This is a genomic window from Polynucleobacter sp. 78F-HAINBA (assembly GCF_018882325.1).
Taxonomy (GTDB): domain Bacteria; phylum Pseudomonadota; class Gammaproteobacteria; order Burkholderiales; family Burkholderiaceae; genus Polynucleobacter.
Genome location: NZ_JACVOQ010000003.1, coordinates 232,899 through 259,451, shown reverse-complemented (window position 1 = coordinate 259,451; position 26,553 = coordinate 232,899). Strand labels below are relative to the sequence as shown.

The 26,553-nt window shown below is 45.7% G+C and carries 33 protein-coding genes and 2 tRNA genes; 13 read left to right on the top strand and 22 right to left on the bottom strand.

The features are described 5' to 3' along the window. Positions 1-14: 14 nt before the first annotated feature. The 4 genes from ICN11_RS04975 to ICN11_RS04960 all read right to left on the bottom strand — a co-directional run bounded on the left by ICN11_RS04975 (position 15) and on the right by ICN11_RS04960 (position 3,739). Entirely contained in the window at positions 15-1,172 is a 1,158-nt protein-coding gene (locus ICN11_RS04975; protein ID WP_216229419.1) for an MFS transporter, read from the bottom strand. 27 nt (positions 1,173-1,199) lie between these two features. Further along, positions 1,200-2,315, bottom strand: a complete 1,116-nt coding sequence (gene aroC / locus ICN11_RS04970) for a chorismate synthase (RefSeq protein WP_216229418.1) — start codon at positions 2,313-2,315, stop codon at positions 1,200-1,202. A 42-nt stretch (positions 2,316-2,357) separates the two neighbouring features. Continuing rightward, the gene (locus ICN11_RS04965; RefSeq protein WP_216229417.1) at positions 2,358-2,813 is read right to left on the bottom strand and encodes a CBS domain-containing protein; all 456 of its coding nucleotides are present in this window, start codon (positions 2,811-2,813) and stop codon (positions 2,358-2,360) included. Between the two features lie 77 nt (positions 2,814-2,890). Next, positions 2,891-3,739 carry a YihY family inner membrane protein gene (locus tag ICN11_RS04960; RefSeq protein ID WP_216229416.1) on the bottom strand — a complete coding sequence of 283 codons (849 nt, stop codon included), beginning with the start codon at positions 3,737-3,739 and terminating at the stop codon, positions 2,891-2,893. A gap of 30 nt (positions 3,740-3,769) precedes the next feature. On the opposite strand from ICN11_RS04960, the gene wrbA reads away from it, so the two are divergent. The 3 genes from wrbA (at position 3,770) to ICN11_RS04945 (ending at position 5,073) form a co-directional block, all read left to right on the top strand. Continuing rightward, positions 3,770-4,366 carry an NAD(P)H:quinone oxidoreductase gene (wrbA, locus tag ICN11_RS04955; protein WP_216229415.1) on the top strand — a complete coding sequence of 199 codons (597 nt, stop codon included), beginning with the start codon at positions 3,770-3,772 and terminating at the stop codon, positions 4,364-4,366. A 9-nt stretch (positions 4,367-4,375) separates the two neighbouring features. Then, positions 4,376-4,774 (top strand): DUF2069 domain-containing protein, encoded by a 399-nt coding sequence (locus tag ICN11_RS04950; protein WP_216229414.1) that lies wholly within the window; start codon positions 4,376-4,378, stop codon positions 4,772-4,774. 113 nt (positions 4,775-4,887) lie between these two features. After that, positions 4,888-5,073, top strand: a complete 186-nt coding sequence (locus ICN11_RS04945) for a hypothetical protein (protein WP_015420997.1) — start codon at positions 4,888-4,890, stop codon at positions 5,071-5,073. Positions 5,074-5,116: 43 nt separating this feature from the next. On the opposite strand, the gene ICN11_RS04940 is transcribed toward ICN11_RS04945, so the two are convergent. After that, the gene (locus ICN11_RS04940; protein WP_216229413.1) at positions 5,117-6,301 is read right to left on the bottom strand and encodes an MFS transporter; all 1,185 of its coding nucleotides are present in this window, start codon (positions 6,299-6,301) and stop codon (positions 5,117-5,119) included. A gap of 146 nt (positions 6,302-6,447) precedes the next feature. On the opposite strand from ICN11_RS04940, the gene ICN11_RS04935 reads away from it, so the two are divergent. Together ICN11_RS04935 and ppk2 (ICN11_RS04930) are read left to right on the top strand one after the other, a co-directional pair. After that, the gene (locus ICN11_RS04935) at positions 6,448-6,750 is read left to right on the top strand and encodes a serine/threonine protein kinase (protein ID WP_216229412.1); all 303 of its coding nucleotides are present in this window, start codon (positions 6,448-6,450) and stop codon (positions 6,748-6,750) included. 30 nt (positions 6,751-6,780) lie between these two features. Continuing rightward, the gene (ppk2, locus tag ICN11_RS04930; protein WP_370623598.1) at positions 6,781-7,554 is read left to right on the top strand and encodes a polyphosphate kinase 2; all 774 of its coding nucleotides are present in this window, start codon (positions 6,781-6,783) and stop codon (positions 7,552-7,554) included. 5 nt (positions 7,555-7,559) lie between these two features. Here ppk2 (ICN11_RS04930) and ICN11_RS04925 read toward each other — a convergent pair whose 3' ends face one another. The 4 genes from ICN11_RS04925 to ICN11_RS04910 all read right to left on the bottom strand — a co-directional run bounded on the left by ICN11_RS04925 (position 7,560) and on the right by ICN11_RS04910 (position 9,907). Next, the gene (locus ICN11_RS04925) at positions 7,560-8,453 is read right to left on the bottom strand and encodes an alpha/beta fold hydrolase (RefSeq protein WP_216229411.1); all 894 of its coding nucleotides are present in this window, start codon (positions 8,451-8,453) and stop codon (positions 7,560-7,562) included. Positions 8,454-8,515: 62 nt separating this feature from the next. Continuing rightward, the gene (locus ICN11_RS04920) at positions 8,516-8,779 is read right to left on the bottom strand and encodes a hypothetical protein (RefSeq protein ID WP_216229410.1); all 264 of its coding nucleotides are present in this window, start codon (positions 8,777-8,779) and stop codon (positions 8,516-8,518) included. A gap of 2 nt (positions 8,780-8,781) precedes the next feature. After that, on the bottom strand, positions 8,782-9,468 hold the full coding sequence (locus ICN11_RS04915) for a DUF3313 domain-containing protein (RefSeq protein WP_216229409.1): 687 nt from the start codon (positions 9,466-9,468) through the stop codon (positions 8,782-8,784). Between the two features lie 91 nt (positions 9,469-9,559). Further along, positions 9,560-9,907 carry a hypothetical protein gene (locus tag ICN11_RS04910; RefSeq protein WP_255539885.1) on the bottom strand — a complete coding sequence of 116 codons (348 nt, stop codon included), beginning with the start codon at positions 9,905-9,907 and terminating at the stop codon, positions 9,560-9,562. 88 nt (positions 9,908-9,995) lie between these two features. Between ICN11_RS04910 and ICN11_RS04905 the strand changes: the two genes are divergently transcribed. Continuing rightward, entirely contained in the window at positions 9,996-10,373 is a 378-nt protein-coding gene (locus tag ICN11_RS04905) for a carboxymuconolactone decarboxylase family protein (RefSeq protein ID WP_216229448.1), read from the top strand. 37 nt (positions 10,374-10,410) lie between these two features. Here ICN11_RS04905 and ICN11_RS04900 read toward each other — a convergent pair. Together ICN11_RS04900 and ICN11_RS04895 are read right to left on the bottom strand one after the other, a co-directional pair. Beyond that, positions 10,411-10,487: transfer RNA gene (locus tag ICN11_RS04900), tRNA-Arg, on the bottom strand. A 37-nt stretch (positions 10,488-10,524) separates the two neighbouring features. Further along, positions 10,525-10,601 (bottom strand) — tRNA-Pro (locus ICN11_RS04895). 60 nt (positions 10,602-10,661) lie between these two features. On the opposite strand from ICN11_RS04895, the gene ICN11_RS04890 reads away from it, so the two are divergent. Beyond that, positions 10,662-11,027, top strand: coding sequence for a hypothetical protein (locus ICN11_RS04890; protein ID WP_216229408.1), 366 nt, complete (start codon positions 10,662-10,664; stop codon positions 11,025-11,027). 89 nt (positions 11,028-11,116) lie between these two features. Next, complete coding sequence (locus tag ICN11_RS04885; RefSeq protein ID WP_216229407.1) at positions 11,117-13,219, top strand: TonB-dependent receptor; 2,103 nt, start codon at positions 11,117-11,119, stop codon at positions 13,217-13,219. Positions 13,220-13,227: 8 nt separating this feature from the next. Here ICN11_RS04885 and ICN11_RS04880 read toward each other — a convergent pair whose 3' ends face one another. The 5 genes from ICN11_RS04880 to ICN11_RS04860 form a co-directional block, all read right to left on the bottom strand. Next, entirely contained in the window at positions 13,228-13,755 is a 528-nt protein-coding gene (locus ICN11_RS04880) for a chromate transporter (RefSeq protein ID WP_216229406.1), read from the bottom strand. Beyond that, positions 13,752-14,318, bottom strand: a complete 567-nt coding sequence (locus ICN11_RS04875) for a chromate transporter (RefSeq protein ID WP_216229405.1) — start codon at positions 14,316-14,318, stop codon at positions 13,752-13,754. The genes ICN11_RS04880 and ICN11_RS04875 overlap by 4 nt, the downstream gene beginning before the upstream one ends. A 2-nt stretch (positions 14,319-14,320) precedes the next feature. Next, complete coding sequence (locus tag ICN11_RS04870) at positions 14,321-15,148, bottom strand: hypothetical protein (RefSeq protein ID WP_216229404.1); 828 nt, start codon at positions 15,146-15,148, stop codon at positions 14,321-14,323. Between the two features lie 48 nt (positions 15,149-15,196). Next, positions 15,197-16,102, bottom strand: a complete 906-nt coding sequence (gene ppk2 / locus ICN11_RS04865; RefSeq protein ID WP_216229403.1) for a polyphosphate kinase 2 — start codon at positions 16,100-16,102, stop codon at positions 15,197-15,199. A 63-nt stretch (positions 16,103-16,165) separates the two neighbouring features. Further along, positions 16,166-16,942, bottom strand: coding sequence for a 1-acyl-sn-glycerol-3-phosphate acyltransferase (locus ICN11_RS04860; protein ID WP_216229402.1), 777 nt, complete (start codon positions 16,940-16,942; stop codon positions 16,166-16,168). 85 nt (positions 16,943-17,027) lie between these two features. On the opposite strand from ICN11_RS04860, the gene ICN11_RS04855 reads away from it, so the two are divergent. The 4 genes from ICN11_RS04855 to ICN11_RS04840 are packed head-to-tail and all read left to right on the top strand — an operon-like array spanning position 17,028 to position 20,256. Beyond that, positions 17,028-17,837 (top strand): UDP-2,3-diacylglucosamine diphosphatase, encoded by an 810-nt coding sequence (locus tag ICN11_RS04855; RefSeq protein WP_015420981.1) that lies wholly within the window; start codon positions 17,028-17,030, stop codon positions 17,835-17,837. Then, a complete protein-coding gene (locus ICN11_RS04850) occupies positions 17,834-18,862 on the top strand; it encodes a glycosyltransferase family 1 protein (RefSeq protein ID WP_216229401.1) in 1,029 nt (342 codons plus the stop codon). Before ICN11_RS04855 ends, ICN11_RS04850 begins: the two co-directional genes overlap by 4 nt. Before the next feature lie 8 nt (positions 18,863-18,870). Further along, positions 18,871-19,272 (top strand): diacylglycerol kinase, encoded by a 402-nt coding sequence (locus ICN11_RS04845; RefSeq protein WP_216229400.1) that lies wholly within the window; start codon positions 18,871-18,873, stop codon positions 19,270-19,272. A 45-nt stretch (positions 19,273-19,317) separates the two neighbouring features. Further along, positions 19,318-20,256, top strand: a complete 939-nt coding sequence (locus ICN11_RS04840; RefSeq protein WP_255539884.1) for a GNAT family N-acetyltransferase — start codon at positions 19,318-19,320, stop codon at positions 20,254-20,256. A 32-nt stretch (positions 20,257-20,288) separates the two neighbouring features. Here the strand turns inward: ICN11_RS04840 and ppx are convergent, their stop codons facing one another. From ppx to ICN11_RS04810, 6 genes are all read right to left on the bottom strand, one after another. Beyond that, positions 20,289-21,854, bottom strand: coding sequence for an exopolyphosphatase (gene ppx, locus ICN11_RS04835; protein ID WP_255539883.1), 1,566 nt, complete (start codon positions 21,852-21,854; stop codon positions 20,289-20,291). A 99-nt stretch (positions 21,855-21,953) separates the two neighbouring features. After that, entirely contained in the window at positions 21,954-22,166 is a 213-nt protein-coding gene (locus tag ICN11_RS10780; protein WP_083893709.1) for a GDCCVxC domain-containing (seleno)protein, read from the bottom strand. Between the two features lie 65 nt (positions 22,167-22,231). Then, positions 22,232-22,948 (bottom strand): MgtC/SapB family protein, encoded by a 717-nt coding sequence (locus ICN11_RS04825; protein ID WP_216229398.1) that lies wholly within the window; start codon positions 22,946-22,948, stop codon positions 22,232-22,234. Between the two features lie 13 nt (positions 22,949-22,961). Then, a complete protein-coding gene (locus ICN11_RS04820) occupies positions 22,962-24,710 on the bottom strand; it encodes an alkaline phosphatase (protein ID WP_216229397.1) in 1,749 nt (582 codons plus the stop codon). Between the two features lie 47 nt (positions 24,711-24,757). Then, positions 24,758-25,264: an arsenate reductase ArsC gene (locus ICN11_RS04815; RefSeq protein ID WP_216229396.1), complete on the bottom strand. Its 507-nt coding sequence runs from the start codon at positions 25,262-25,264 to the stop codon at positions 24,758-24,760. Between the two features lie 12 nt (positions 25,265-25,276). Continuing rightward, positions 25,277-25,441 (bottom strand): hypothetical protein, encoded by a 165-nt coding sequence (locus ICN11_RS04810; RefSeq protein WP_216229395.1) that lies wholly within the window; start codon positions 25,439-25,441, stop codon positions 25,277-25,279. A gap of 192 nt (positions 25,442-25,633) precedes the next feature. Between ICN11_RS04810 and ICN11_RS04805 the strand changes: the two genes are divergently transcribed. Next, positions 25,634-26,470, top strand: a complete 837-nt coding sequence (locus tag ICN11_RS04805; protein ID WP_216229394.1) for a hypothetical protein — start codon at positions 25,634-25,636, stop codon at positions 26,468-26,470. The last annotated feature ends 83 nt before the right edge of the window (positions 26,471-26,553 follow it).

Genomic DNA, 26,553 nt, shown 5'->3' with positions numbered 1-26,553 from the left:
TTTTGAGTTTTTTGCTATCTAGCTGGGTAGTGGCGTGGACGTAGTTTCCCAATCGCCATACCTGCTAGACCACAGGCCAAAGCCGACATTACAAATACATTGCGTGGCTGAGTAGCATCCCATAACCAACCAGCAACCAAGCCCCCTAGCGTTCCACCCAAGCCATAAGATACTGTTGCCATTAATGCCTGGCCTCGCGCCTGCAGTGGGCCAGTAAACCATCGTTGTAGTAGCTTTGTGGCCGCACTATGATGGGCACCAAAAGTACCCGCATGCATTAGCTGAGCCAGAATCAATACCCAGGTCACCGGGAAGAATGCAATCAAGATAAATCGGAACACACCAATACCAAAAGCGATTTGCAAAACGACTTCAGCATCTAAGCGACTTAGTACTTTGCTCTGGAAATAAAAGAAGATCACTTCGGCCCCAACGCCTAATGCCCAGAACAAACCGATCTGAAATTTATCGTAGCCAAGATCCGCTAAGTACAGTGAATAGAACACATACAAAGCAGCATGCGCAAAGATCATAAAAAATCCAGAGAGCAAGAACCAGCGCACATCAGGATTAAATAAAACAATCAGGAGTTCGCCCTTCACCATCTTGCGACGCTCCATCTTTGGCTCATGCAAGCGAAAAGTAACTAGTGCCAAGAAGACCAAAATTACCGCGCCCACAATAGGGTAAAGCTCAATACCTTTTCGCTGAAATAATTCACCGGCAAATAAGACCATGGCAATAAAACCAATTGAGCCCCATAGGCGCAAACGGCCATAACGTTTATCAAATGAATTGTCTTTAAATAAAGCGTGTACCGTAGCCGACTCACCTAAGGGCATTAGACTACTGAGGATGGTGTGCAATACAAACATCCAAATGAAGAATGCAATGTAGCTTTGCAGGAAAAAGATACATAAAAAAGTGACTGCAGCCAAGCAGGCGCAAAAGCGAATGATCCCGATGCGATCTGAGAGATAGTCAGATAACCATCCCCAAGAGAATGGGCCGACTATTCGTGTAATTTGCAGCATGGACATTAAGACTGCGATCTCAATAACGCTAAAACCACGATCAAGAAAAAAGAGGCTGGCATAGGGAGAAACTAAGCCAACGTAAGCGAAATATAAAAAGAAAAAGGACCCGAAGGCCCAACGCACTGAAGGTGTCATTTTCTTTTTCTTAGCTGAATATTGTTATTAATCAGTTGCAGAGCCGGGACGTGCCGCTGGTATCGGAGGAACAGCATGCTTCACATCACCACACTGAGCGCGATGACGCAAAGCGTGATCGATCAACACTAAGGCTAACATCGCCTCAGCAATCGGCGTTGCCCGAATGCCGACACAAGGATCATGACGACCTTTGGTTTGCACAGTAATAGGATTGCCATCCAAATCAATTGATTGCTTTGGACTCAAAATACTAGAGGTTGGCTTGATTGCTATCGATACACGCAAATCTTGGCCGCTACTGATGCCGCCTAAAGTGCCGCCACTATGATTGCTAGCAAATCCATCTGGATGAAGCTCATCACCATGCTCGCTACCGCGTTGCGCTACCGACTTAAAGCCGGCACCAATCTCTACGCCCTTAACAGCATTGATACCCATCATGGCATGCGCAATATCAGCATCCAACTTATCAAATAAAGGCTCACCCAATCCAATAGGCACATTACGCGCCCGTACCTCAATCTTCGCCCCACAAGAATCCCCTGCTTTACGCAGTGAATCCATATAAGCCTCTAACTCAGGAACGATATCGGTATTGGCGGCAAAAAAAGGATTGCTCTCAATTAGGGCCGCATCTTTAAATGGAATCTCAATTTCACCGAGCTGACTCATGTAGCCATAAAACTCAGTGCCATATTGCTCTTTCAACCACTTCTTCGCAATTGCTGCTGCAGCCACTACAGGTGCAGTCAATCTTGCTGAAGAGCGCCCGCCACCACGAGGGTCTCGTAAACCATATTTATAGTGATAGGCATAGTCCGCATGGCCAGGTCTAAATGTTTGCAGGATGTTGCCGTAGTCTTGGCTGCGTTGATCGGTATTTCGAATCAACAATCCAATTGGCGCGCCGGTAGTTTTACCTTCGTAAACGCCAGACAGAATTTCAACCCTGTCGGCCTCTTGACGCTGAGTCACATGACGCGAAGTTCCTGGTTTGCGACGATCCAAGTCAATCTGCAAATCTGCTTCAGATAAAGACATTCCTGGAGGGCAACCATCAACAACAGCGCCGATCGCGGGACCATGGGATTCACCAAAAGTGGTGACAGTAAAGAGGAGGCCTAAAGTATTTCCTGACATATCGACATTATGTCATTTGTCAGTGCTATCAGGCTAGGCTGCTTACGGGGAGGCCTTTTGGGCCTCTTCTGGCCAGTCGCGGATATAAGCCTTGAGCATGGTGTTCTCAAAGTCTTGAGCCTCAACCACCGATTTAGCCACGTCATAGAAAGAAATCACGCCCATCAGCATCTTTTGATCAATAACCGGCAGATAGCGGGCATGCTCCACTAGCATCATCCGGCGCACTTCATCAATCTCGGTTTCCATATTACAGGTAAGCGGCTTGGCATTCATGACGCCCTTCACCTTCAGGTCATCCAATTGACCGTGGTGTTTTGCTAATGCTGCAATCACTTCACGGAACGTCAGGATGCCCACGAGTTTGTCGTATTCCATGACAACCAAAGAACCGATATCGTGCTCACTCATTACCAAGACGGCCGTTTGTAAGGCAGTGTCTGGCGCCACTGTAAATAGTGTGCTGCCCTTTACGCGCAATATGTCACAAACTTTCATATGGTCTCCAGCAATGAGTTCTTATTTAAACAATATATTCTTAAGCCCCCAAGGAATCAAGGGTCTAGCAAGGGATTTCAGTAACGAATAACCCTAACCACCCCACTCCGAATACTGGGGAGGTTGGCAACCAGGACTGCGCCAGCCAAGGTAATCCACCAAGTCAGGTAAATCCAGATAAGCGCCAATGGGAAGATGGCAAAGGCACCATAGACCGTTTTGTAAAAGGCTACATTCGTTAGAAACAGGCCAAAGCCAAACTTCATCAACTCAAAAGTCAGCGCCGCAAAGAAGGCTCCACTCAAAGCGTCACGCCACTGGATTTGCGCATACGGGAGAATTTTGTAGGCAACCGAGAATACGGACATTGCCAGCAGCACTGGAACTACTGTTGCAAATAAACCTAAGCCAAAACTCAGCGTCTCAGTCCATCCCTCCGCAGCACTAAATAAAAGACCGCTCAAGTAAGTCCCGATACCCAGCAGAATAGGTCCCAATATAGTTGCTGCAGAGTAGATAGCAATCTTCTTCAGGATGGGTCGACTTTGAGTAACTCGAAAGATCTGATTAAAGGCGCTCTCAATCACCGCCATGGTCATGATGGTCGTAATCACCAGGCCAACTAAACCAATCAAGGTAAGGCCCTTGGCCTGCGCTGAAAATTGATCCAAATAATTAAAGACCTGCTGATTTAGGCCGCCAGGCATATAGGTATCAAGAAGCCATGCCTGAAAGGCATATTTAATCCTGACTACGCTGGGTAAGTAGCCAATCAGAATCGAGGCCACTGTCAACATCGGAACCAAGGCAAGCGTAGTCGTAAAGGCCAAACTGGCAGCAACTTGCTTCAGATTTTGGCCACGATTGCGCTCCCATATCTCTTTTCCAAGAGAGAGCCATAATTGAGGATTCTGAATGAGGCGCATCGCCCATATCATAAGAGATAAGAGAACCATATGAGCCAATCTGACATTTTAGTTTTGTACTACTCACGCTACGGAGCCACCCGAGACTTGGCACGCCTAATTGCTGAGGGCGTTGAAAGCGTTCCAGGAGCGAATGCCCGGTTACGCACAGTCCCGGCCATCTCCACCGTTTGCGAATCTACCGAAGCTGCTGTCCCAGCAGATGGCGCCCCTTATGTTGAGTATTCAGATTTAAAAGAATGTATTGGTTTAGCACTTGGATCCCCAACTCGCTTTGGCAACATGGCCGCCCCGATGAAATACTTTTGGGATGGCAGCTCCTCCGAGTGGATGAATGGCGCTCTCGTTGGTAAACCTGCTTGCGTCTTTACCAGCACAGGCAGCCTGCATGGCGGACAAGAAAGCACCCTACTCACCATGATGATTCCCCTGCTTCACCACGGCATGATGATTATGGGTATTCCGTATAGCGAGCCCGATCTGATGAGCACCTCAACCGGTGGCAGTCCTTATGGCGTAACTCATCTTGCACATGCTGACGGCAGAGCACCCGTTAGCGCCGAAGAACAACGCTTAGCCATTGCCCAAGGTAAGCGCCTGGCACTGACCGCCCTCAAACTTATCTAAAGGCAATTCATGTTCAAAAGCTGGCTCTCCAAAAATCCATATCAGTTCATCGCAACTGCAGCTTTTGTTGACTTGTTCATTCTCTGCATAGCCTGGGAATGGTTTATCTCTCCGCTCAGACCTGGTGGCTCATGGCTCATTCTAAAAGCCATCCCCCTGTTATTTGCTATTCCAGGCCTATGGAAAGGCAATGTCTACACCATGCAATGGGCTTCGATGCTGATCTTGCTCTACATCACCGAAGGCTTAGTCCGGATTTTGGAAACCGGGGCTAATTTTTGGATGGCCGCCCTAGAAACTACCCTAGGAACGGTTGCCTTTGTTTGCCTACTGATCTACCTCAAACCGATCAAAGCGCGGGCCAAAGCGGCAAAAAAGGAGTTGGCTGAGGCTGAAAAACAGGCTTAGAGGGCAAAAAATGGTTGATTTGACTGGTTTTTGTTAATTTCTTCAAAAATATTACTTATTCCTGTCATCTCAGCCACTTTTCCATGCGTTGTATGGTCATGGAGGTGGCAAATATGTCAACAAGACTCAAACGTTGGGCCCGTGCAATTCAACAAATCGACTTGTCCAAAAGGACGCCTGAGGTCGCGATCGGCTATTTAGATAGCAAATACCGCGATATCGCTTGGCGCTATATCCGAATCTTAGGCTTTGAGCGCACCATCAGCTTTATGGCTAGCAATAACTTCCACCCGGAATAACTCTGCAGAGCCCTTAGCTTTCCAATCACCCCAGATGAGGTATTTATCTGGGGTTTTGTGTTTCTGGGGGTCCAAAAACCCAAAAGCCGAGCAATAGAAAAGCTAGGCCAGCGCACGAGCCTGAAAACAGAAATGCATAACTAGGGTCAAAGGATTCATAAAGCCATCCAAATATCAATGAGGCTGGGAGCAGCATCAATCCTGAGATAAGGTTAAACCAACCAAAAGCTGTACCAGCCATTCCCTTTGGAGCCAAGTCTGCCACCAGCGCCTTCTCAACACCTTCTGTCGCAGCCTTGAATAATCCATAGATTGCAAATAGCCCGCAGAGCATCCACAAAGAAATGCCAGAAAAACTCATTGCGATATAAAAGAAGGCAAAAGCACTCCAGGCAATCAAGATGAAATTTTTACGACTAAAGCGATCCGATAAGGATGAAAGCGGAGTTCCGAAAATAGTTGTGATCAAAGAAATGGCAGCCCATAGCAATGGAATTTGCTCTTGAGGAACACCAAGCTCCCTTGCTCGCAATAAGAGAAACATGTCAGATGAGTTTGCTAGAGCAAAAATACCAGCAACCAAAATATAACGCTTAAATTGCGGAGGTAATCCTTGTAGAGACCAGGAGAATGGCTGCACTACAGCTTGCTCCCGCTCTGGCTCTTTCAGACAAAGAGCCAAACCAACCGCAATAATCCCAGGAACAATCGCCCATAGAAAGATATCTCTCAAGGGCACCTGCATCGAAAGCAAAAATGCTGCAATTAGAGGTCCGAGCACAGCGCCCGCATTATCCATTGAACGATGCAGCCCAAATGTAATGCCACGTTGATTAGGTGCAACACTCTCCGCTAATAATGCATCTCGCGGGGAGCTTCTCAAGCCCTTGCCAAGACGATCCGTAAATCGAATACATAAAACCCATGTCCATGAATTTGCAATTGCAACTAAAGGCCTCCCAATACCAGCCAAAAAATAGCCGATCACAATCCAAGGCTTTGTCTTTTTTGTACGGTCAACAATGACGCCGGAAACCAACTTAAAGATGCTGGAGGTAGCTTCAGCAATCCCCTCAATTAAGCCCAGCGCCTTTGGTCCAGCCATGAGTACAGTAGCAAGATATAGAGGCATCAAGGGATACAGCATCTCGCTGGCAGCGTCATTGACAAAACTAATTAGCCCAATGAGCCAGACCGTTCGAGGAAGAGAAAATAAAGTCTTAAACATATTGACCCAATTTAGCATCAAATTAAATATGACTTCGACTGTCACAATCGCTTGAAACTCCACTCAATAAAACGTAGCATCAGGGGGATAGGCATAAGCCTTTTAGCAAGTTTTAACAAATAGCACTCTCTTCAAAGGAATACATCATGAGTCAAAAAAAGTTAGTAAAGCAATTATTGAAAAAATTGGACAAGCTGGAAGCCGAAAGAGAGAAGCTGATTGACAAGCTAGCAAAAGCATTGGATAAGCTGGAGAAAAAGACTCCGGCTAAAAAAGTACCGGCAAAGAAAGTTGCTGCGAAAAAGACTCCAGCCAAAAAAGTAGTTGCCAAGAAGGTAGTAGCTAAAAAAGTTCCAGCCAAAAAAGTTCCTGCTAAGAAAGCTCCGGCTAAAAAAGCAGTTGCCAAAAAGGTAGTAGCTAAAAAAGTAGCTCCAGCAACAACCGCTTAATAATCATTAAGCGAAATCTAAAGGCTGCCCGTGAGTAAATCACTGATTTCCGAGGATACTTACGAGGCAGACTTACGACTTCTTCAAATTGAATTAGTCAAACTACAGCGCCACATTATTCAAAGCGGTAAACGCATCCTAGTAATTTTTGAGGGGCGTGATACTGCGGGCAAAGATGGAAGCATTAAAAGCGTTACTGAAAATTTAAGCCCTAGAGACACTAAGGTTGTTGCCCTGGCGGCCCCCTCCTCTCTTGAGGAGCATGAATGGTACTTTCAGCGCTATGTTGCACAGCTACCCTCATCCGGTCAAACCGTCCTCTTTAATCGAAGTTGGTATAACCGTGCCGGTGTTGAAAAAGTAATGGGGTTTTGCACCGATGATCAATACAAATTATTCATGGCAACAGTGAATGATTTTGAATCCTTGCTTGTAAGATCCAATATTCAGATCATCAAGTACTACCTAGATATCTCCAAGGAAGAGCAAGCCAAGAGACTCAAAGATCGGGAAAAAGATCCTCTGAAGCAGTGGAAGATTAGCCCTATAGATCAGAAAGCTCAAAAGATGTGGGGCGCTTACTCGGATGCTCGAGACAAAATGCTCAAGCAAACTAGCTCATCAGATGCACCTTGGACCGTCATTAATGCAAACGATAAAAAGCTTGCACACCTCAATCTGATTGCGGATTTGTTATCAAGATTTTCTTATCCAGAGAAAGACAAGAAAATTCTCAAGATTGATCCAAAGATTGTTTTAACTTGGCCAGCAAACTCTAAAAAGCTACCCAAGCTATATCCGTAGATCCATCAAGTAAAAAATAATTCTGCCTCAGCAAGAAGCTCTTGAGGCAACTCTTCAGGGATGTAGTGACCGGATGGAACACTTTTCCCAGAGACGGTTTTCGCCACTCTCTTCCAATCTTCGATTGGAGTGAAGCATTTAGAAACCAGGCCATGTTCACCCCAGAGAACTCTCAAAGGCATCGCCAGCATTTTTCCAGCATCTCTATCTGCTCGATCATGAATTAAATCAATTGATGCTGCAGCACGATAGTCCTCGCACATAGCATGCATAGACTCTGGATTACTTGCACCCGCTAGATACTCTGCCCACGATTGCGCATCAAAAATTGCGGTACCAGCATGTCTACCCATATGATTTCTGAGCCAGAACTCGGGATTGGCACCAATCAGTGTTTCTGGAATCGGATTAGGCTGGATCAAGAAAAACCAATGCCAATAGCCTTTGGCAAATTCCATGGTCGTATTCTCATACATCGTCAGCGTTGGAGAAATATCGAGCACCATCAAACGCTCCACACTTTCAGGGAAATCCATCGCCAAGCGATGCGATACCCGCCCGCCTCGGTCATGACCCAATACAGAAAACTTTTTATGCCCAAGCGCTTGCATCACAGCATGCTGATCAGCAGCCATGGATCTCTTTGAATATGTTGAATGATCAGGTGCGCCCACTGGTTTTGATGAAGCGCCATAACCTCGAAGATCAGTCACAACCACCGAAAACCGTTTTGCCAATTCCGAGGCGACATGCCTCCATATAGCCTTAGTTTGAGGGAAGCCATGAAGTAATAGCAACGCTGGTCCTGAGCCCGCAGTCTGGCAAGCAATTTCAATCGGCCCATCTACAGAGGGGACCGTCACGATGGACTCTTTAAAACCTTCAATTACATAGGACATGATTTGCTCCAATAAAAAAGAGCCTCTTTCGAGGCCCTTTCATTCTATCAATCTATTGCCAATTACCTTGCAGCCATAACTTCAATTTCAGCAACCGTCACATAACCCTTACCCTGCGCATCAATCCTACTGAAATGATCATAGATCCGAGGCATACAACCCTTTGCCTCATCAAGAGTCAGCTTGCCATCACGATTGGTATCGCATTTAGCAAAGCGTTCTTGAATTTCTTTATTACGTGAGGCGTCATCAGCTCGCGCAGGGGCTACTACAAATACAAATGCTGCTGCGCCGATCAGTCCAAGGTATTTAATGAGAGTTCGCATATTTATTTACTAGCAGTTGCTCTTGGATCAGCAGAAGTTTCCATAGCTACCTTAACTACCTTCTTAGCCATTGCAACAAAGGATTCAACTGAACCACCACCGGTACGGAATGATTCACCCTGAATAGTTACCAAGCCTTCACCAATTACTTCTTTGGTTTGACTGTCGGTAATCTTGCTCTCTACTAACATCGCTGGAGTTTTAGAGTTAACACCGCCAGCATAAGCTGCCGCGTTCATCGCCAAACCAATCGGCGTGAAATTCCATGGCTGCAAGCTGTCTGTTGAACTTTCTGCACCGGTAATACCTACAGAGATACGAGCTACGCCAGGGCCTGGTTGATTTACGATCTTAATGTTTCCACGGCCGTTCACCGCATTCACCATTGAATCCTGTAATGCGATCTGCGCCTGACTAATCGCCTCTGGAGAAATCTCCTTAGTAGCGTTCTGATTTAAATAAATTGGATCCAAAATCACTGCGGTGTATGAGCCTGGATTAACGCCACCCTTACGATATCTCCAGATGCGAGTATCTGCTTCAGAAGTAGCCATAGGCACAAGCACGGAGTAATTTGGCAAGAAACCTGACTTCGGCATTGGCTGACTGGCCAATTTAGGAGTATTACTACAAGCAGCCAATAAAGTAGCCACAGAGATTGCTGCAACTAAAGCGCCTAATTTGTTCATTTCTTATCCAGTATGTGGTGTGATTGACATTAGCTCTTGAGCTAGTTTCATCCGATCATACGCCTCATTTGGAATCAGGATTTAAAGCGTTCTATGGTGCCGGGCAAGGCATGAGAGTTCCCGACTTTTGGTGAAGCTGTGGCTTGCACTCAACTGGTGCAGTAGCTGCTTTTGGGCTTGGCGTTACGGCAGCTGAAGATGATTGCGTCACTGCAGCCGGAGTTGCCTTAGGCGCACTCACGTTTAAGGCAGGGATAGATTTATAAAATTGCTTATCAGTCCCAGGACAAGGCATTAAAGCGCCAGTCTTAGCATTCATGATTGGTTTGCATTCAGGGTCCGCCTGAAGTCTTGCCTCGAGCTTATCAACGGTACAGGCGCTTAACAGAGCGAGCACAAAAAAGAGAGTGGCAATGCGCATAGGGGCGATGATTTTCATTGAAGTCATTCTAGGCTAAACAGTTGTACATGAATAGTGGCAATATATATAGAATCGATTCAATATGACAACACCACAGGAGATCAAGATGAATAAAGAAGCATTTGAAAAAGGCCTGAAAACTCGCCGAGAGGTACTGGGGTCGGAGTATGTGGATAACTCCATCAAGAATGCGGGCGAATTTAATATGCCCATGCAAGAGTTGGTTACTGAGTTTGCTTGGAATGCAATCTGGAATAGACCCGGCTTAGATCGGCGCTCTAGGAGCATGATTAACCTAGCGATGCTGACCGCACTCAACCGCCCTCATGAACTCAAGTTACACCTCAAAGGCGCGATTAATAATGGTCTTACGAAAGACGAGATTCGTGAAATCCTAATGCAGACGGCAATCTACTGTGGTGTACCGGCAGCGATTGATAGTTTTAGATGCGCCAAGGAAGTCTTCGCGGAAATGGGAATTTAAAGCGGGGAGCTTGTGGGCTGGGTAGAACAGGAGAGTTTGGCCTGCCCAGCACGATTCGAACGTGCGACCTACGCCTTAGAAGGGCGTTGCTCTATCCAGCTGAGCTATAGGCAGTGTGTACTGGGACTGAAAACGTAAAACAAAGAGAAAGTGGTCGGAGTACAAGGATTCGAACCTTGGACCCCCTGCTCCCAAAGCAGGTGCGCTACCAGGCTGCGCTACACTCCGACGGAATCGATATTCTACACTGAGATGGCCTACAAGGGCAAATACTGTAAGATTTGGTGCATGAGCGCCTTATTTTTAAGCAAATTGAACAAGCAATTCCGGGGATGGATCGCCCTGAGCTTTTTGCTTGCCAGCTTAATAGGCACTCACTGGATTGGCTTTGCACATGGTATTGCCCACTCCGGAATACACCACCAAAACATCGAACTGAGTTGCGCAGATCAAGCCCCCACCCTTGGTCATAGCACTGCAAGTTGTCATCTATTAGACGCACTCACGCTTGCGGGCTTCGTTGCCTCAACACCCAACTTATTTATTGGCAGCAACTTCTTTCATGAAGCACAACTGGCATCCAATGAATCCCCTCCAGCCCGAATTCATATTGGGCTATATCAATCTAGAGCTCCCCCTAGCTTCATTCTGTAAATCGCCTGACTCGCCAAACTGAATTGTTTGGCCTCTAGATTTATTGCGCCAGTGAATATGCTGTGCGCATTTGGAATGAAGGAAACACTATGCATCAAATCGATAAGCCATTGGCTAAGCACAAGCTAATCTCTGTTTTAGTTTCAGGACTGATTAGCACTTCCGCGCTTGCACAATCTCAGCCCTCTTTAGAGATAACAGCCACTGGATCTCAAGAGGCAACGCAAAGTATTTTGACGCCGACTAAGATTTTGCAAGGTGATGAGCTGTTAAACAAGCTAGGCACAACATTGGGCGCAACACTGGCTAATGAGCTAGGTGTATCCGCAACAGGCTATGGCGCTGGATCATCTCGCCCAGTCATTCGTGGCCTTGAAGGCTCTCGTGTTCAGATTTTGCAAAATGGTCTGTCAGTTGGCGATGTCTCGAACATCTCTCAGGATCATGCTGTTGGAAACAACATGCAAAATACCCATCAAGTCGAGATCTTGCGCGGCGCAGCCGCACTTCTTTATGGGTCAGGCTCCAGCGGTGGATTAGTTAACGTAGTGAATGACCGCATCCTCACCAACTTACCGGATAGACCCACGGGTGCAGTCAATACCAGCTACGAAACAGTGAACAATGGCAGAGCGGGTTCGGTTGAGGTGGATGGTGCCTTTGGATCTGTCGCGGTTCACGTGGATACCGCAATTAACAATGCCAATAATTACCGTATACCAGGCAACTCAACCCAATCACAAGGTGAGCCTGCTGCTGGGTGGAGCATCCCGCCAGGCGGTGATGGCGGAAACAATTACAGCGGTAAGTTGCCTAACTCTTTTAGCAATCAGAATAATTTAGGCGCGGGTATTTCCTATATCGGACAGAATGGTTATACGGGCGTTTCAGTTGAGCGTCTCAATAATAATTACGGCATTCCAACGCCTGAGGGTGGATCGATTAATCAGTCGCAAAATCGATATGACCTGCAACATCAAACGCGTGATCCATTTGATGGCTTCTCCTCTTTTAAATTTAGTGCCGCTAACTCCAATTACAACCATACCGAATTTAATAATGTGGGCGAAGCAGCATCTCTATGGAAGAACATTGCCAATGAAGCTCGCTTTGAGCTTGCCCACAATCCACTGGCTGGTTGGAAAGGCACCTTCGGGGCGCAAGTATCTGCAGCCTCTTTAAACGCCACCGAAGTTGGCACAGGGAGTTACGCGATTGTTCCGCCAACCAAGACCAACTCGAATGCCTTGTTTTGGATTGAGGAAGGCAAATGGAATTCTCTACAAGGTAATTTAGGTCTGCGTTACAACAACGTTGCGCAGAATCCTAATCTAGGAACGACCTTGGATCCCCAGCCCACAGTTGATCCTACCGGAACAACACCCAGCATTGCCTTGCAGAATCGTAAATTTAATCTCATGTCCTACTCTGCGGGTGGCCTGTGGAGCTTTATGCAAGGTCATGGTGCTGGAGTCGCCTATACGGTCACCCAACGTGCTCCAAGCGCTCAAGAGCTTTACTCATATGGTGCGCATGAATCTACCGCCACATTCGACATTGGCAACCCCAACCTCACCAAAGAGACCTCCCATAACCTAGAGTTCAACATTCAGAAAAATAGCGGCTTAATGCGCGGCAAAGCAAGTGTGTACGCAAATCGCTTCAATAATTACATCTATGGTTATTACACAGGCGCAGCAATTAACAATCCCGGTCAGGAAGGTGATGGCTTTAGCGTAGTCACAGCCCAACAAGCGGCTGCAACCATTAAAGGTATTGAGGGTGAGCTCACTTATAACTGGCAACAACATGGTGTCGGTGGGCGCATATTTGGTGATGCCTCTCAAGGCACTTTTGATGCGGGCGGAAATTTACCCCTCCAGCCGGCTCCACGTTTAGGCGCAGAAATTGCTCATCAACGCAATGGCTGGCTTACTAATGCTAGCTATATCTATAGCTATCAACAAAATCGATTGGCGGCATGGGAACAGGGTCCAGCACCCAGCTACAACCTCCTAAATGCAGGGATCTCTTATACAGAGAAAATTAAGGATGTGAATTGGACTGTGTATATGAACTTAAAGAACTTACTCAATGAGCAAATTCGTTATGCCACTACACCAATGGCCGTGAGATTGTATGCACCCCAACCCGGCAGGAGCCTGATGATTGGGTTGCGGGGTACGTTTTAGGCCCTAGACTATGTCAGATAAGCTATCAGCACTGCACCAAATCCTCCAGAACCCAAGATCACCAATACTGGATTTATTTTGGTTCTGAGGATCAGGTAAAAACTCATCAAAGCAAGTGCTGCAGTAATCCCGCTAACTAGAGATGCCTTGCCAACGGCATAGACTCCAGAGCCCATTAGGCCAATTGAAATAGGCTCTAATGCATTTTGTATAGATCGTCTCCAAGGATTTTCACCAAAATGATTCCAAAGGCGGCCCACATAAAAACATAGGAAGCTAGATGGCAAGAAAAAGGAAAGGAGTACTACTCCCGCCCCAACTAGCCCGGCAACTTGATAGCCAATGACCAGAACCATCAACATATTGGGTCCAGGCGCTAATTGGCCAATACTGTAGATGTGAACAAATTGAGTATGGTCAATACCAAACTGATGCGCAAGCAATGTTTGCATCTCAGGCAACACCGCAGTACCACCCCCTACCGCCAAAATAGAGAGCAAAGAAAAGCTGAGTGCCAACTGAATCAATGAACTCACTGTTTTACACTCGGCCGATAAAGATAGAGAGAAATCGGCGCCATGATCAAAATCACGTATGGCAAAGATAGCTTCATAACACTCATCAACAGAAAAGTAGAAATAATGATGAGCAAAGACTTTAAATGTCGCCAGTGATCACTGCCAATTTTGTAGGTAATGGCTGCTAAAAGGCCTGTTGCAGCTGCCGCAATACCGGCTAAGACAAAATTCATCAAGGGGTGATCAGCAGCGCCAACATAAATGATGCCAATGAGTAAAACAAAGATAGATCCTGGAAGAATTAATCCTAAGCTTGCTATCAGCGCCCCTAGAAATCCACGGAAATGATCGCCAGCAAGTACAGCCAAATTGACGGAGTTAAGTCCTGGCATCGTTTGACTAATGGCTAAATAAGCCATGAATTCATCGGCAGAAAGCCACTTACGCTTCTCGACCAATAAGATCCGTTCATAAGCAATAATTCCGCCCCCAAAACTAACAGCGCCAACGATGAGAAATTGGATAAAAAGATCCAATAATTGTGGGGTCTTTTTAACGCTCAACTCAACATCAGCACTCATGCTTACTCCGGCCTTCCATAGACTAAGGCCGTTTTAGTGCTTCCAATCTCAAGCCAGCTTGATAGCTCAACCTGAAGTTTTTTAAAAAACTTATCTGCTCGCTTATGAGCCTTTGCCTGACCTCTATTAGCATCATTAACGCGATATGAAAAAGCAAGCTCGCCAACAATCGGGTCGCCTACACTTTTCATCCAAATCGCTATCTCGCAATGTGCCTGAACACCATCGCCAAAAACTAAATTACCAATTGGCAAGCATGCTTCTAAAATTTTATTAGTGCGTCCACCAACAATTCGAAGAGGCTCCTGCTTGTTGATAGATAGAGTGCTTAAACCAGGAAAGAATTTAATAGCACTAGCAAGAGACCGATCAAATAAACTATCGATAGGCACCGCATCAAGAATAGCGTTATTCGAATAAATTGATCTTGTTGAGCCCACAGCATCACCCCTCAGAATCTCTTCCTTAAGTCGCAATCTGGATTTCATGCTTTTCTTTGGCGACGGATCAAATCGATGGGATTGGGCAAGGTCTTGAGTCCGGCACTTTAGAGTTACCTCACACCAATCATCGACCCAGATGTTTTGTCGCGATTCACGGACGCGCAGAATAATATTGTTGCGTCGAAAATCTTCGCCAGGAGTATCGTAAAAATAGATATTACGCAGCCCTGTAGTAGCGTTATCCAGATGGAAAAACTCTACTTTACTTTTCTTGCAAAACTGAAGGATCTGATCACTTAAAGCTGTAATCCTGCTTCTTCGATCAAGACCCTGCGGCTTGATGAGAAGCTTAAATTCTCTATTGGTAATTGCTAGCTTGGATTTCATTCGGTTAACCCCTCATATTGATGAGAGGTTAACACTATCTAAGCAAGATCAGTAGATCTCAGGGACGTACATATCCTTAGGAACTGGACCCCTCAAGTAGTCTGGATTATGAACACGTGCCGGCAGAGTGATTTCCGGATGATCAATCTCTTTGTAAGGAATCTGATCAAGTAGATGAGAGATGCAGTTTAAGCGCGCCTTCTTTTTATCATTTGCAGCAACCACCCACCACGGCGCCTCAGGGATATTGGTGCGCTCTAACATGGTCTCTTTTGCCTTTGTATAAGCTTCCCAGTGACGACGTGCGTCGAGATCCATTGGGCTTAACTTCCACTGCTTCAAGGGATCATGGATACGCATCATGAAGCGGTTGTACTGCTCATCATCTGAAATTGAGAACCAATATTTAATTAATATGATCCCTGAGCGAATGATCATGCGCTCAAACTCGGGAACCGTACGTAAGAACTCTTCGTACTCATCATCGGTACAGAATCCCATGACCTTCTCAACACCTGCTCGGTTATACCAGCTACGGTCAAAGAGAACGATTTCACCGCCTGCGGGTAAATTGGATACATAACGCTGAAAATACCACTGGGTCTTTTCACGTTCGCTAGGTGCGGTCAGCGCGACTACTTTACAAACACGGGGATTGAGTCGCTGGGTAATACGTTTGATAGCCCCGCCCTTACCCGCAGAGTCGCGGCCTTCAAACAAGACGGCCACCTTAAGTTTATTTTCAACAACCCAATCTTGGAGCTTTACTAATTCACCTTGAAGACGAAATAGCTCCTTAAAGTAAACGTTTCGCGGAATAATGGAGCTACTGCCACCGTCCTGCGACAGGCGATCATCATCGAGCTCCATTTCGAGCTCTTCATCCATGCTATCCAAGATTTCTTCTTGTGCACGCTGATACCACTCAGCCATCTCTTTGTGTTTTGATGTCATTTTTTCCTCAAACCGATACTAGCTTTGTATCCCAAGGATATGACACTTTTATTACAAATGCAGCTAAATGGTCTTTGCAATCAGCTCCTGAGCATGGGCTGCTAGCTGCTTCCTATCAAAGGATGACTCTAAGTCATGCTCGTAAGGTGGCAAAACTGTCAAAGTAGCCTGCAAATCACGCGCACTCAGAATGTTGGCCATCGACTCCAACAAGCCCATATCACCAACAAAGGCCGGGGCTTCACTTCGCTCTCCAGTGGACTTGGAAATATATTGGATCGCCAGAGGAAAAACTGGGGCCCGTGAAACAATTGCCGCCTCAAATAAATTGGGCCTGAATGGCAAAACACACTCTCCAACAGTAGAGGTGCCCTCAGGAAAGATGCAAATCGATTCGGTTTGCAAAACCTTGGCCATCTGACCAACCACCTGTCTTGCATGGCGAGAGCTATCCCGGCGAATAAATACGGTGCCAAGTTGTTTAGCCATCCACCCAAATACTGGCCACCCCTCTACTTCCGACTTAGCCACAAACCTAATGGGCTTGAACGCATTGATGACATGAATATCTATCCATGAAATATGGTTAGATGCCATTAGATAAGGAGAATCCATTAATAACTGATCTCCCTGAATGGATAGATGGATATTAAATATTTTTAAGAGACGCTTTGACCATAGTTGAATTTTTTGATCTTTATGAGGCCTCTTGAGAAATGGAAAGACAAAAGAGAGAGTGCAAACCCCGCTAAGAACGTGTGCCCCTATTTGGAACCAATGACAAAGCTTCAAGAATTTAGAGGTCTGTTGCAAATGTATGGTCGGTGGTAATTTATTCATATAGAAACAACAATATAAATCAAGTCATCAAACTGACTTAAAAGTGTCATGATGCATACATATTGAGTAGGCTTAATGCTTAATCATGATGCATTACAGAGCTATCTGGATTTCAGATGTACACCTAGGAACATCAGGGTGTCAGGCAAACTACCTTCTCGATTTTCTAAAACACAATGAGGCAGATAAATTTTATCTGGTCGGGGACATTATCGACGGCTGGCGCCTTAAGCAATCATTTTACTGGCCTCAAGCCCACAATGACGTAGTCCAAAAGTTACTACGTAAAGCCCGAAAAGGTGCCGAGGTCATTTACATCCCTGGTAATCATGACGAAGCTGCACGTCAATACTTCGGCATGTCTTTTGGCGATATTAAAGTTCAAGAAGAGGTTATTCATACAACGCTAGATGGTAGAAAACTCTGGGTTACCCATGGTGATCTGTTCGATGGTGTGATGCAATACGCAAAGTGGCTAGCTTATGTAGGCGACTCTCTCTACTCCTTTATTTTATATATCAACCGCTATTTCAATATGCTGCGGGTCAAAATGGGCCTGCAGTATTGGTCTCTTTCGCAATACTTAAAACATCAAGTTAAAAACGCAGTAAGTTACATAGCCGATTTCGAACACATCATGGCCAGAGAAGCGCGTTTACGCGATTGTGATGGCGTGGTATGTGGTCATATCCACAAAGCTGAAATTCGTGAGATCGATGGACTCCTTTACTGCAACGATGGCGACTGGGTTGAAAGCCTTTCTGCGCTTGTTGAAACGACAACCGGCGAACTCAAAATCATTTACTGGACTCACATCAAGGGCGACCCAGTTGTAAGCCCCGAAATTACTCTCCAACCCGTTGTTGAATCTCTCATTAAAGAGGCTGCCTTATGAAAATTATGATCATTACTGACGCATGGGATCCACAAGTAAATGGAGTGGTGCGAACACTAAAACAAACTCGTGCTGAATTAATTGCAATGGGTCATGAGGTTGAGATGATCACCCCAAATGGATTCAAATCAATTCCCTGCCCTACTTACCCAGATATTGCCCTCTCCCTATTTCCAGGAAAGGAAGTAGCTCGACGCATTAAAGAATTTGCTCCAGATGCAATGCATATTGCAACGGAAGGTCCCCTAGGTTTATCAGCACGCTCCTATGCGGTGAAGAATAGACTCCCATTCTCAACCGCCTACCACACTCGATTCCCTGAATACGTCAAGGCCCGCACAGGCATCCCGCTCGGCATCACCTATGCCTTTATCCGCTGGTTCCACGGTCCATCTATGGCAGTAATGGCGCCAACGATTGTGGTGAAGGATGACCTAGAGAAATATGGCCTATCGAATGTTGTACTGTGGTCACGTGGCGTAGATTTGGACATCTTCAAAATGCAAGACTCCAAGGCGCTCAATACAGCACACCCCATTTTTCTCTACGTTGGTCGAGTTGCAGTTGAAAAGAATATCAACGCCTTCCTAGAGATTGATCTTCCGGGCTCAAAATGGGTTGTTGGCGATGGCCCTGCCATGGCCGGCATCAAGGAACAGTATCCTGACATTAATTATCTTGGCGTCTTGCAACAACACGAATTAGCCAAGGTTTATGCGGCAGCTGATGTATTTGTATTTCCTAGCAAGACCGATACCTTTGGCTTGGTTTTACTCGAAGCGATGGCCTGCGGCACGCCAGTGGCCGCCTACCCAGTAACCGGTCCAATTGATGTCCTAGGGAGCTCGCCAGCTGGTGCAATGCATGAAGATCTCCGGGAAGCCTGCCTTCAGGCCTTGAAAATTCCTCGCGAAGTCGCTAGAGCGCATGCCGAGAAGTTCTCCTGGCGCGCAGCATCCGAGCAGTTCGCAAATCACCTTAAGCCAGTACCGTCAACAGAAGTTCACATTACAGCATTAGCCTAAGGTTTACTTTGACTACACCTTACAACATTAATCAAAATCCACACAAAGGAAATCGTGGGTTCGCTCGAGCCTGGTATGCAGCAAAAAATTCGTGGTGTGGATTTGTATACGCATTCAAAGAAGAGAGTGCATTTAGACAAGAATTGACTTTACTAGCCGTACTCTCTCCTATTGCATTTTTCTTGCCCATTAGCCCTCTTGAGAAATGCGCCCTCATCTCTTCACTAATTATGGTTTTGGTAGTTGAACTACTCAATTCCAGCGTTGAAGCAGCAATTGATCGGATCTCATTTGATCATCATGATCTCTCCAAAAGAGCTAAAGATTTTGGGTCAGCCGCTGTCATGCTCTCCCTTCTCATTGCAACTGCATTCTGGGCAACGATTTGCATACCGCTTGTCATCAATTAGTCATGCAGTGCACTTACGATCTCAAAATACACATTAAGGAAAACTATGTCTGATATTCCAAACCCATTAGGCGCATTCGATATCTTCAATTCCCGTTTTGAAGGTAAACCAAGAAAATTAAAAAAACATAAAGCCGAAGCGCTTAAGAAGTTATTTTCCAAAAAGATTGCTAAAAAGCTATTTGGCAAAAAATTTGCCTTGCGAACTCGCGCTGAATTAACAGCGATAGAGCCTATTCAAGTCGATAAGGCAACTTCAAAACCTAAACGCCCTGCCTTTCAAATCACCTGGGCAAGTAATCCAAGTGAAATTAAAGAAGCTCAGCGCTTGCGCTACAAGGTATTTGCAGAGGAGATGGGCGCAAACCTACCGGCCAATTCTGAGGGTCTCGATGTTGATGAGTTTGATGCCTATTGCGATCATCTCCTAATTCGCGATCAAGAGTCACTCAAGGTAGTAGGAACCTATCGCGTTCTCCCACCACATAAGGCTATGGAGATTGGTCGCCTGTACTCTGATTCTGAGTTTGATTTATCACGCTTAAATCACTTACGCCCAAAGATGGTTGAGCTTGGCAGATCTTGTGTACATGCCGATTACCGCTCTGGCGCAGTCATAATGGCTCTGTGGAGTGGTTTGGCACAGTATATGCAAAAGCATAATTATGAAATCATGTTGGGTTGTGCGAGCATCCCAATGGCTGATGGCGGTCACTTCGCAGCAAGCCTCTATAACTCTCTGAGCAATGAGCAAATGGCGCCAGTAGAAAATCATGCATTCCCTCGCCTACCCTTACCACTGGACCGACTAAACGGCGGTCTAGAAGTGGAGCCGCCACCTTTGATTAAGGGCTACCTCAAATTAGGCGCCAAGATTTGTAGCGCACCCGCTTGGGATCCAGACTTTAATACTGCAGACGTTTTGACAATGCTGCGCCTTTCAGAAATTAATCCACGTTACGCGAAGCATTTCTTGGGCCTGTAAGAAAGTTAGGGGGTTGAACACCCCCTAATCAATTACTTCAAACTTACTTTGTATGGCCGGCCGATACGATCCCATTCGGCGGCTTCTTTTAGTAGACTAAATTCAGTTAAGGGATGCTCTCTTGCCCAGTCTTTCGAGAGACTAACTAAGTAAGATCCGTCATGCTCAGACACTTTAACTTTAGGCAAATTAACATCACTTCTGCCTCTGCATAGGGCCTGGGCTAAACGCAAGCAAAATAGCATGCGCCAATCTTTGAAGCTGGGGTTATTGGCCAACTTTCCTAACTTTCCGGTATGCCCTATTAATAGCGCAGCCAATCTGGCTTGATCGTTCTTAGAAAATCCTGGCATATCTGCATTACCAGCAATATATGCAGAATGCTTGTGATAACCATTATGAGAAATCGAAAGGCCAATTTCGTGAAGGTTGGCAGCCCACTGAAGTAGTGCAATGTTGTCGGATCTACTTTCAGAGTCAGGCTTTGGCAATTGAGCTAAAAATTCTGCAGCATGGTGCCCTACTCGCCTTGCCTGATCCCGATCTACAGCATAGCGTTGCATAAATTGTTCTACCGTCACAAAGCGCATGTCCTCATGTTGCGAGCGCCCCAATAAGTCATACAGGACACCAACACGTAAAGCGGCATCGGTAACCTCCATACTCTCAATACCAAGCTCATCGAAGACGGCAATCATAATCGCCAAACCGCCAGGCCAAACGGCACGTCGATCATCCTTAAGACCAAGTAACTCAACTTGGCTTATGTGCTCATATTTGAGCAGATGTTTTTTCATGGCCTTGAGGCCATCACGCGTGATTAATCCGCTGGAGCCATTAACACGACCCATAGTCAGACCTTCATCGACATGGCAATTAAAATTATTTTCAGCAATCAAATCAGCTAAGGCACGTGCTGTACCAGATGAGCCAATGACCTGCTTCCAACCGCTTTTTAAATAGGCGCCAGAAATCACCTGAATCTCACGGCGCGCAGCCAACTCGGCCTCCTTAAAGGCATGCGCATCAATATTACCTTTTGGGAAAAAGCGCAAGCTGTGGGAAACGCAACCAATATAAAGACTTTCCATCAGCTTTGGCTCGTATCCCTTGCCAATGATCAACTCAGTCGAGCCACCGCCGATATCAACTACCAAACGATTTCCTTGGACCGATGAAACCTCATGGGCTGCCCCAATATAAATCAGTCGAGCTTCCTCTACACCGGCAATCACCTCAATGGGAAAACCTAGAGCCTCTTCAGCATCCCGGACAAAATTCGCGGCATTTTTGGCCACTCGCAATGTATTGGTAGCAACCGCTCGAACCCTAGAGGGGTCAAAACCCCTAATACGCTCCCCAAAGCGATGAAGAGCTGAGATGCCCCGCTGATAGGCGTCATTGCCCAATAGCTTGCTATCGGTCAATCCAGCCGCAAGGCGGACAGATTCGCGCAGCGTATCGATTGGACGAAGCTGAGTACCAGAAGGTGTCTTAACAACTTGGGCCACCAACATGCGAAAACTATTGGAACCTAAATCGACAGCTGCGACCAAGTCAGAGGATTGTTTTGCGGAGAAGTCTTTAAAAAGGGCCAAAATATTCCCAATAACTAGGCTAATTTATTTGAATATGTCTATTTTATGAAAATAACGTGACACATTCATGAAACCAAGCCGTAGTCTACTGGTAATTATCTAAGCCGCTAAGTTTTGCTCCGAGCTTGAGCAATCAAGACTACCAAAACTACAAAAAATACAGCAATCACCAGACTTTGGCTTAAGAATGATGCTGCAAGACGGGCAGCGATAGAGATGCTGAGAATATCCACTGGGGATTTCAAGAATCTCATGACCTTGGCAGGTAGGACAGGTAATGATGGAGTGCTGGTTTTTAGATAAAGTATTCACCTTTTGAATACTGAACTCCTAATGTTTCAGGAACAAGACAACGCGATATGAAAGGGAGAGGAATACTAGTCAGTTGTGCTTGGACTCCAGAATGCTTGACTAACGTAATCTAGACCAGCTAATTTAGCAATCAACCCATCCATTTGAAGGCCATCAACTGCTGTAGCGGTCAATACCGCCTGAATCTCGACATCATCATTACCAAACTGATGAACCTCAATATCCCGAGTTTGATATCCAGCAGCTTCTAGGGCCTCAATAAAGTACTTTAGAGCTATTTTTTGGGAATATTTTGGAGTAATGATGTAAACGGAATTTGTAACCTCAACAGACTCTGTGTCTAGAGGTTGGCTATTAATCAGGCCCACCATGGGGCGAAGCAATGTATTTGCAGCTAAAACAAATAATGTAGCCAAGGCTGCCTCCAAAATCAGGTCTGCACCAGCCAGCGCACCCACCGCTCCAGAACCCCAAAGCGTGGCCGCGGTATTGATTCCGCGGACATTGCCCTCTTCGCGCATGATGACGCCAGCGCCCAAGAAACCAATGCCCGAAACAACATAGGCCATAACGTGTACGGCGCCCTCATGCCCCACCAATCTATTTGCTGCATCCACAAATATTGCGGCCCCTAAGGCGACCAGAATGTTGGTCCTTAAGCCTGCGGTACGTTGACGAAATTGGCGCTCAAGCCCAATGAACCCACCAAAAATAAAGGCAGCCGAAAGACTGACAGCCGTGTCAGCCAACGAGATCAAGTTAATATTATTTAAGAACTCCATCAAGCTAATACGCTCATTTAGATTTACTACTTCCTAGACCTAGGGTATCAACCATAACCCTAAACACCTCGGTGTTATCCATAAAGCCCCGAAACTTTTCCGAACCAGGGCCCATGGCATTAAGTACAGCGTCATCTGCGGTATGAACACCAACCGATTGGTTTGAAGGTAAATTGCCTGGCATATGGATTGCATCCTCTTGCATCTGAATGTACTTAGGATTGGCGACATACTTGCCCGCCTCATCTTTCACTGCCGGCTTAAACGTAGCATCAAGCTTAGGATGAAGGGTCTCATAGTGATCAGGATAATTTCCATAAAAGAATGCCAAACGCTTAGAGACATCAATCTGGTTCGGATAACCTTCCACGTTGGCCTTAGGGTAGTTTGGATAACCCGCCTCCGCGTACACACCAACCTTTTCCCGCAAAGGTCCTGGCTTAGCATCATGAACAACACCGCTAATGGATCCACTGTGCGTATGATCTGGGGTCACAATAATTAATGTATCAGGATGGGTTTTCGCAAAGTCTTTAGCAATTTGTACCGCATTACTCAACATGATGGTATCAAAAGCCGCACGCTCCCAATCCAAGGGGTGGTTAAACTTATCAATCAAGGCGGCCTCAACCATCAAGAAAAAACCATTTGGGTTTTTGGACAGTACATTGATGGCAGATCTTGTCATATCCGTTAGATCAGGTTGATTTGGATATTGTTCGACAGTATTTTTCTTCAAAAAGAATCGGTCTAGCGATCCATCCATATTGTCAGGATGAAAAACACCAAATAGTTTTTTGGTGCTTGCGGCATTTCCAGCCTTAATTAACTCGTCTTTATCAAAGCTAATCTCATAGCCATTAGCTTTAAATTGTTCGACAAGATTTTTCTCATCCTTGCGCTTTGAACCCTTATTGGACTGAGGGTAAAAATAAGCGGAGCCACCACCTAAGATGACCTCCGCCCCACTTGCCAGAAGTTGATCGGCAATATAGGATTTATCAGCCCGTCTTCGGGTGTGGGCAACTAGCGCACCAGGAGTGGCATCCTGAAGCTCAGCATCTGAAACTATGCCAACTGACATTTTTGTTTTACGCTTGATTAATTCTGCGATTGTCTCAACCTTCGGATGAGACAAGTTATCTGAAGCCCTGGACACATAAACGCCCATTGCATTCACGGCAGTCTTGTGACCGGTTGTGTATGCACTCATTGAGTTTGCTGAATCCGTTATCAAAGAATCGGAGCCGGATGTACCGATCAAGGCAGTATTGGGCATATCGTCGAATGACAGCTTGCCTTGATATTTCCCTTCAGAGATTCCTTTTGAAAATACACGTGCTGAAGTTCGATTTGCAATAGTCATACCATCGCCAATAAATAGGATGACATTCTTAACCCTCCTCGGCCCGCTAGCATAGACATCCCAGGAAACCTGTAAGGCTTGTTGGCTAGATTTTGCAGTCAGGATGTATTTTCCAGCCTGATTTAATTGAACATCACGATAAATTAAGGAGCTACCCTTTCCCGATTCAATAGAAATGAAAGTGGGCTGCTGTTTAACAAGCTTAGAAATGGGAGCCCCATTCAGCTGGATTTCTAACTCTTCCGGCGTAGCTGCTCCATCGAACTCAATTTTGATATCAAATTGGGATCCCAGCAAAATTGCGGCATTATCAATCGGATAAAGTGCTGCTGCACTCGCCACACCTAATTGCAACGAGAATATTAATAAGGCAACTAAGCGAGATAAATTAAACATGTCTATTGGGAGGTAAGAAGATTAAGGAATGCTTCGATGTCATTTTGCTATTTTGCAAACTTAATGCGGTGATGAATACTTTGGAGTCGTTCTTTGATCTCAAATCGATCAAGCTTGTCTATAGGCAAGTCCATTAGCAACTCAATTCGATTACGTAAACCCATTTCTACCTGCTTAAAAGCATGGAGCATTGCCTCATCACCAGTCTCAACTGCGGCAGGGTCTGGAAAGCCCCAATGCGCGGTTGATGGGCGCCCTGGCCAATATGGACAGTCCTCCCCTACTGCGGAGTCGCACAGAGTAATAACAAAGTTCATCTTGGGCGCACCTTCACGTCCAAACTCATCCCAACTTTTACTTCTCAAAATCTCTAACGGGTAACCCATTGGCTTAATTAACTCGATTGCTATGGGATGCACTACACCAACTGGTTTTGCCCCGGCAGAATAACCAATAAAGCGGCCGTGACTGAGTGTCGTAGCTAAAGCCTCGGCCATAATCGATCTTGCGGAGTTGCCAGAACAAAGAAATAGAATATTTTGTGCGTGACTCATATCTACCAACACTTAGATCAACTCATCCAATTGCAATGCGTATCTTTTATCCACTAAAAATACGTTTGCACGAGATTCCACCTTAAAAGCCTTTTGCTCTAGTAGACCCTCTTTAGGATTGGTATCCTCTAAGCCCAATTTCGCCTCATGCGAACGAAATATCGTTGCTAAATTCATATTTGTCCTGTAGTCCATGGCTCTCAGCCTTTGTATAGAAAAAAATGATGATGATCCATCATAGGAGTCGAATATTTCAATTTGATTAATAAGGGCAAGAATCACGCCCTTCCATCAATTAATAGGATTATTTCTTCAAGATGTAACAAAGAAAGATTATTTTGAAAGCTTTAGAAATTCAGCCGTCAATTGATGCGATTCGCCGCTTTCCTGTTAATTTTCATTTCCCTCTCCGGGAATGCTTTTGAGCCTCTGAATACAGATGATGCGGGGACTGTTGCCGAGGGATTGAATCAAATTGAGCAGTATTTTTTCAAAACTGCAGCGCATGGTGGTGGCACCGCCTCAACAGTCGACATCATTACACCGGGAGAGGAGTACTTTGGCGGAGGAGGAGCAAAGGCCTTCCCCCTCACATATACAAGGGGTTTGAGTAAAAACGTTGAGGCTTCTATCGGGGCGACTTATTTCTCAATTCCTCGAGGAAATTACTCGCCGATCTCAAATAAGGTCTTGGCTGTGAAATGGCGGTTTTTAGAGGCTAAAGATGGGCAATGGGCGCTTGCAATTAAGCCCAGCTTCACCCTACCCGGATCAACCCAACAGCAAGTTCATGGCTTGGACCTAGCTTTACCAAGCTATGGCCTTAATCTCATTAACTCTCACTACTGGGATGCACTTGAAATACATCTCAATGCTTCATATATGAAATCACCCTACAACACGAATTACGCAGTTGGCACGGGCCCACCAACCAATAGAACCAATATTCTCTTTTTTTCTATGGCGCCAGTCTGGCGCGCATCGCAAAATATCCGACTTGCACTGGATACCGGTATCACTACCAACCCACCCAGCACGGAGCAATACCTTACAAGCTATGCTTTGCTGGCAGCAATTATTTCCGTGTCCGATGAGCTCGACATCGGCTTGTCGTATATGCGCAGTGCTGCCAATATGGGGATAGTCATTAGCAACTCGGGAGTTAGCGCCTCCCGCTCTGAAATTGGATTTACCTGGAGATATTAACTACCCAAACGGTGACCTACATAACGATTTCTATATGACACTCTAATATCGCGCCAAATAATAAAAACTTTAATTAGTAATTT

Coding starts and splice junctions, on each gene's coding strand:
- ICN11_RS04975 (WP_216229419.1), bottom strand. CDS start 1,172: ATGACACCTTCAGTGCGTTGGGCCTTCGGGTCCTTTTTCTTTTTATAT.
- aroC (WP_216229418.1), bottom strand. CDS start 2,315: ATGTCAGGAAATACTTTAGGCCTCCTCTTTACTGTCACCACTTTTGGT.
- ICN11_RS04965 (WP_216229417.1), bottom strand. CDS start 2,813: ATGAAAGTTTGTGACATATTGCGCGTAAAGGGCAGCACACTATTTACA.
- ICN11_RS04960 (WP_216229416.1), bottom strand. CDS start 3,739: ATGCGCCTCATTCAGAATCCTCAATTATGGCTCTCTCTTGGAAAAGAG.
- wrbA (WP_216229415.1), top strand. CDS start 3,770: ATGAGCCAATCTGACATTTTAGTTTTGTACTACTCACGCTACGGAGCC.
- ICN11_RS04950 (WP_216229414.1), top strand. CDS start 4,376: ATGTTCAAAAGCTGGCTCTCCAAAAATCCATATCAGTTCATCGCAACT.
- ICN11_RS04945 (WP_015420997.1), top strand. CDS start 4,888: ATGTCAACAAGACTCAAACGTTGGGCCCGTGCAATTCAACAAATCGAC.
- ICN11_RS04940 (WP_216229413.1), bottom strand. CDS start 6,301: ATGTTTAAGACTTTATTTTCTCTTCCTCGAACGGTCTGGCTCATTGGG.
- ICN11_RS04935 (WP_216229412.1), top strand. CDS start 6,448: ATGAGTCAAAAAAAGTTAGTAAAGCAATTATTGAAAAAATTGGACAAG.
- ICN11_RS04925 (WP_216229411.1), bottom strand. CDS start 8,453: ATGTCCTATGTAATTGAAGGTTTTAAAGAGTCCATCGTGACGGTCCCC.
- ICN11_RS04920 (WP_216229410.1), bottom strand. CDS start 8,779: ATGCGAACTCTCATTAAATACCTTGGACTGATCGGCGCAGCAGCATTT.
- ICN11_RS04915 (WP_216229409.1), bottom strand. CDS start 9,468: ATGAACAAATTAGGCGCTTTAGTTGCAGCAATCTCTGTGGCTACTTTA.
- ICN11_RS04910 (WP_255539885.1), bottom strand. CDS start 9,907: ATGAAAATCATCGCCCCTATGCGCATTGCCACTCTCTTTTTTGTGCTC.
- ICN11_RS04905 (WP_216229448.1), top strand. CDS start 9,996: ATGAATAAAGAAGCATTTGAAAAAGGCCTGAAAACTCGCCGAGAGGTA.
- ICN11_RS04890 (WP_216229408.1), top strand. CDS start 10,662: ATGAGCGCCTTATTTTTAAGCAAATTGAACAAGCAATTCCGGGGATGG.
- ICN11_RS04885 (WP_216229407.1), top strand. CDS start 11,117: ATGCATCAAATCGATAAGCCATTGGCTAAGCACAAGCTAATCTCTGTT.
- ICN11_RS04875 (WP_216229405.1), bottom strand. CDS start 14,318: ATGAGTGCTGATGTTGAGTTGAGCGTTAAAAAGACCCCACAATTATTG.
- ICN11_RS04870 (WP_216229404.1), bottom strand. CDS start 15,148: ATGAAATCCAAGCTAGCAATTACCAATAGAGAATTTAAGCTTCTCATC.
- ppk2 (WP_216229403.1), bottom strand. CDS start 16,102: ATGACATCAAAACACAAAGAGATGGCTGAGTGGTATCAGCGTGCACAA.
- ICN11_RS04860 (WP_216229402.1), bottom strand. CDS start 16,942: ATGAATAAATTACCACCGACCATACATTTGCAACAGACCTCTAAATTC.
- ICN11_RS04855 (WP_015420981.1), top strand. CDS start 17,028: ATGATGCATTACAGAGCTATCTGGATTTCAGATGTACACCTAGGAACA.
- ICN11_RS04850 (WP_216229401.1), top strand. CDS start 17,834: ATGAAAATTATGATCATTACTGACGCATGGGATCCACAAGTAAATGGA.
- ICN11_RS04840 (WP_255539884.1), top strand. CDS start 19,318: ATGTCTGATATTCCAAACCCATTAGGCGCATTCGATATCTTCAATTCC.
- ICN11_RS04825 (WP_216229398.1), bottom strand. CDS start 22,948: ATGGAGTTCTTAAATAATATTAACTTGATCTCGTTGGCTGACACGGCT.
- ICN11_RS04820 (WP_216229397.1), bottom strand. CDS start 24,710: ATGTTTAATTTATCTCGCTTAGTTGCCTTATTAATATTCTCGTTGCAA.
- ICN11_RS04815 (WP_216229396.1), bottom strand. CDS start 25,264: ATGAGTCACGCACAAAATATTCTATTTCTTTGTTCTGGCAACTCCGCA.
- ICN11_RS04810 (WP_216229395.1), bottom strand. CDS start 25,441: ATGAATTTAGCAACGATATTTCGTTCGCATGAGGCGAAATTGGGCTTA.
- ICN11_RS04805 (WP_216229394.1), top strand. CDS start 25,634: ATGCGATTCGCCGCTTTCCTGTTAATTTTCATTTCCCTCTCCGGGAAT.